This is a genomic window from Nitrospira sp. BLG_2 (assembly GCF_049222245.1).
In genome coordinates, this window is the sequence record NZ_JBLYIG010000342.1 from 1 (window position 1) to 3,028 (window position 3,028).

4 protein-coding genes are annotated in these 3,028 nt (G+C 56.1%); all 4 read left to right on the forward strand.

Features of this window, described 5'->3' with window-relative positions; genetic code table 11:
* On the forward strand, window positions 1–378 hold a 378-nt coding region (locus ACOSYY_RS09435), incomplete at its 5' end, for a cytochrome c-type biogenesis CcmF C-terminal domain-containing protein (protein WP_421662017.1).
* Entirely contained in the window at window positions 375–902 is a 528-nt protein-coding gene (locus ACOSYY_RS09440; RefSeq protein WP_421662018.1) for a DsbE family thiol:disulfide interchange protein, read from the forward strand. The genes ACOSYY_RS09435 and ACOSYY_RS09440, both read left to right, overlap by 4 nt.
* Window positions 899–1,366, forward strand: coding sequence for a cytochrome c-type biogenesis protein (locus ACOSYY_RS09445; protein WP_421662019.1), 468 nt, complete (start codon window positions 899–901; stop codon window positions 1,364–1,366). The genes ACOSYY_RS09440 and ACOSYY_RS09445 overlap by 4 nt, the downstream gene beginning before the upstream one ends.
* A complete protein-coding gene (ccmI, locus tag ACOSYY_RS09450) occupies window positions 1,363–2,652 on the forward strand; it encodes a c-type cytochrome biogenesis protein CcmI (RefSeq protein ID WP_421662020.1) in 1,290 nt (429 codons plus the stop codon). The genes ACOSYY_RS09445 and ccmI overlap by 4 nt, the downstream gene beginning before the upstream one ends.
* The last annotated feature ends 376 nt before the right edge of the window (window positions 2,653–3,028 follow it).

Below are 3,028 nucleotides of genomic sequence, written 5' to 3' on the forward strand. Positions count from 1 at the left end.
GGCGCGCAGGATGTCGTTGGGCCGAATTATACGGCTGCCCGTGGGATTTTTCATGTGAGTCGTGACGGTCGCGAGACGACGATGTTGTACCCTGAGAAGCGACGCTATACCGTTCAGAATCAAATCATGACCGAAGCCGCCATTGACCCGGGGTTATTGCGCGATCTCTATGTGTCTTTGGGAGAACCGCTCGATGACGGGGCGTGGAGTGTGCGGCTCTATCACAAGCCGTTTGTGGATTGGATTTGGGGCGGGTGTTTCATCATGGCGTTGGGCGGGGCATTGGCCGTCAGCGATCGACGATATCGATTGGCATGGCGACGGCAAGAGCCGGTTGTTCCCGCGTCGACACGAACGGCTAGGCGTAAAGTAGCATGAATCGGTTTCTCCTGCCGCTGTCGATTTTTATCGTGGTCGTCATTTTTCTGGGGGTAGGGCTCAAGCTCAACCCGCGGGAAATTCCGTCTCCCTTGGTCGGAAAGGCCGCCCCGGATTTTTCCCAGCCGCAGCTCTACGATGAAGCAAAAGTGTTTTCGCCGGCGGACCTCAAGGGGAAAGTGTGGTTGCTCAATTTTTGGGCATCTTGGTGCAGCGGGTGCAAAACCGAGCATCCGGTGTTGATGGAGTTGGCCAAGTCCGGTGAGGTGCCGATCTATGGGATGGATTACAAGGATCAACGGGACGAGGCCGTGACCTGGTTGAGACGGTGGGGCAATCCCTATCCCGTAGTCGGGGTGGATGATGCCGGCCGGGTCGGCATCAATTATGGAGTCTATGGAGTCCCTGAAACCTATGTCATCGATAAGCAGGGCGTGATCCGTTATAAACAGATCGGGCCGTTGGATCCGGACACAGTTGCCAATAAAATCCTTCCCCTTGTGAAGCAGCTCGAATCGCAATGAAAATGAAATGGCTGATGCTCATAGCGCTGGTCTTTTCCGGGCCAGCTTGGGCTGGGGAGGCCAGGCCGTTGGCTGAGGATCCTGCCGCCGAGGCGCGACTCAAGCACCTCGCCGTCGAACTGCGGTGCCTGGTCTGTCAGAATCAAACATTGGCCGATTCCAATGCTCCGCTGGCAGAGGACTTGCGCCGAGAAGTACGGGAAATGATCGCCAAGGACATGAGCGACAAGGAAATCATCGATTTTCTCGTCGCGCGCTACGGGGACTTCGTGCTGTATCGGCCGCCGCTCAAGGCGACAACCACACTGCTGTGGGTCGGTCCATTTGTCCTATTGACCGTCGGAGCCGCAGCACTTGTCATGACGTTGCGGCGTCGGGCGCGCAAAGTCGTCGATGTGCCGGTGACGGATGAAGAGCATCGACGAGTCGAACAACTATTGACAGAAGGAGGCAAGCGCTCATGACCGCTACATTTTGGTTGATCGTTTCGGCCATGACTCTGTGCGTCCTCGGTCTTCTGCTGAGACCTCTGTTGAAGCGTCCGTCTGCCGCCACGAGCGAACAGGAGAAGACACTGCCGGTCTATCGACAGCAGTTTTCCGAGCTGGAGCAAGATCGTGCCGATGGGTTGCTGACGGACGAACAGTATCGAACGGCGAGGAGCGAGTTGGAACGCCGTGTGCTAGAGGAGGCGGGCGGCATCGAAACGCCGACCGTAGCGACGGGAGGACTTGTGAATCTTCGGGTCGTTGCGCTCTCTTTGGCCATGATCATTCCGGCCGCCAGTGGGGTGCTCTACTGGACATTGGGAAATCCTGCCGCGATGACGCACCCCGTAGTATCAGCATCGTCCTCTCGAGGCGGCCCCGGAGATGATCCTCAGATGGCCGACAGCCTCAATACTCTCATTGAACAGCTGAGAAAGAAACTGGAGCAGAATCCCAACGATGCAGTCGGATGGGGACTCTTGGCCCGATCCTACATGGCTATGGAGCGGTATGCCGACGCAGTGCCGATTTTCGACAAAGCCACCAAGCTGGATCCAAACAATGCGAGTCTCCTTGCCGACTATGCGGATGCCCTCGGAGTGCATCAAGGGCGCAAGCTGGATGGCAAACCGGAGACGTTGATTCAAAAAGCTTTAAAACTCGACCCGCACAACGTGAAGGCGCTCATGTTGTCAGGGACGATCGCGTACAACCGAAAAGATTTTGCGCGTGCCGCGAAGGAGTGGGAAGATGCGCACGCCTACCTTCCTCCCGACGATCAGGAGTCGGCGGATCAGCTGAAGGCCAGCATTGCCGAAGCCAAGCGACATCTGGGAGGCCCCAGTAAGAACATGTTGGTCGCGAATCCGCCGATGGAACAGGCCAAGCCCGTCAAGCCGGCGACGCAATCCGGGCAGTCTCGGGCGATAACGGGTAAAGTGGTGTTGGGGCCGAATCTGGCCAGCAAAACCTCTCTCCCGGATACCTTGTTTGTGTTTGCGAAGGATGTGGCCGGTCCGCCGATGCCGGTGTCGATCGTGCGGGCGTCGAAAAAGGATCTGCCCTTCACCTTCCGGCTGGATGACTCGACCAGTCCCATGCCGTCAAGAAAGCTCTCGGACATCGACACGGTGGTCATCGTGGCGCGTTTGTCTAAGTCCGGAAAAGCAATGCCTGAAAGTGGCGATCTGGAAGGTATGAGCCAGCCGGTCAAGCCAGGAACCGATAATATCACCGTTGTCATCGACCGAGAACGACCGTAGGTATATTTATCATTTTTGGTTCTCTAAGAAATTATGTGGTGCACGGAAAACTCTTGACAGTCTGGAAGGGCTAAGCTATATTTCGCCGCCATTCTTTAAAACTTGCGCAATGAACACGGATAAAAATAAAAGTAGAGTAGAAGTGTATCGAGTGAACTTTTTGAAGGACAGTGCGCGCTGTTCATCAAACGGAAGGAGTAGAACTGTTATGGTGAAGAACATGGTGAAGTATGCACTGGTCGTCTGCGGCGTGTTTACCGCTGTTCAGGCGCAGGCGAATTTCCCCACCGTTCCGAAGGAGACCTACGAGGCGTTGAAGCTCGAGCGGTCGGCCTCGCCGAAGGAACTGTACGAGGCGTTGCTCAAGCGGTATCTG